Genomic DNA, 1,251 nt, shown 5'->3' on the forward strand with positions numbered 1-1,251 from the left:
GTCACTAGTGTCCGGTAAACATGTTTCATAGCTGAAGGCTGCCTTGGGCAGCCTTCAGCTTTTCTCGCTCCTGCCTTCGTCGATCCCTCAGTTCTGGAGTAGCGGGCCGTTCGTGCAGAACGTGAGATATGCGAACCGTCAGCTCGAACAACGAACCGGTAAATCCTGAGCGACGATGGAAAAGGTGCAGTAACAAGTAGCTGATCAAGGCACTGTAAATCTGCAGGCGCACGGCGTTTTCAGAGAAGGCATAGAAGCGTTTGAGTTTCAGATGTTGCTTGATCCACTTGAAAAACAGCTCGATCTTCCAGCGATCTTTGTACAAGCCCGCGATTTCTTCAGCTGTTCTTGCGAAGTCGTTGGTCACCAGGATTAACGGCGTGGCATGTCCCTCGCGCTCAACCACCACGCGTCTTACCGGCGTTTCTCGGTAGTCATTCAGACGTTTACCGCCCAGATGCTTTTTGCCGAATAGAATGACTTCATCGGTCATGACCGGGCTTTGCTCGGCTACGGTCGAGTGCTTGTGCAGCACTTTGATATTGGCGTTTTTCTTCAGGCGGGTGACGAAAAAAGCGCCTTTGGTCTGCAACTGGTGCCACCAGTTGTAATCGCAATAGCCCTTGTCAAAGACATACGTCATGCCGGCCTGAATCGGCATTTCCAGTGCATCGCTCAGGTCGTTGACGTTGGCAGGAGTGATGTTGACGTACACCGGGGCCAACTGTGCCAAATCTAGCCCGACATGTACTTTCAAGCCCTGCGTAATGCGGGTTTTCGTGGCGGCTGTCCAGCCATCGAAGAGAGGTCCGCGCAAAGTGATCGACGTGGAATCAAGCAGGCTAACCATGGCACCGACTTCTTTGCGCTGCTGGCGGCTGATGCCGCGCAACAGCAACTCGCAAAGGTCCTGGAATGGCCGGTAGTCACGCTTGTTCAAGGCATCCGACAGGGTCGAGCGGGCGACGGGACCCGCTTTAAGATGGTAGCTATGCGGGCTTAGAGTTTCGGAGAAAGTCGCCAAGGACCGCAGGCTTAAGGCTTGGGTTACATGACCGCTGACCAGTGTCACCAGCAATTGCCAGGACGTGCAGCGTTTGACGTAGCGATCAGCCTGGTGCCTTTCGGTGGATTGCCGAAAGAACTGGCGCGGGATCGCACTGAGCAGGTGGGCTAAACGGGTGCTGGTAAACATGAGCCAAAATCGAGTCTGAAAAATCCGATTATGACTGACGGCCGCCAACAGCAAGG

The 1,251-nt window shown here is 54.2% G+C and carries 1 protein-coding gene; it reads right to left on the bottom strand.

The window, feature by feature from the left end:
• Window positions 1-25: 25 nt before the first annotated feature.
• Window positions 26-1,251 (bottom strand): IS4 family transposase (locus tag QLG10_RS07895; RefSeq protein ID WP_282486622.1); only part of this gene is annotated, 1,226 nt, incomplete at its 5' end.

Origin of the sequence: Pseudomonas sp. V98_8 (genome assembly GCF_029967975.1) — a bacterium.
Lineage (GTDB): Bacteria > Pseudomonadota > Gammaproteobacteria > Pseudomonadales > Pseudomonadaceae > Aquipseudomonas > Aquipseudomonas umsongensis.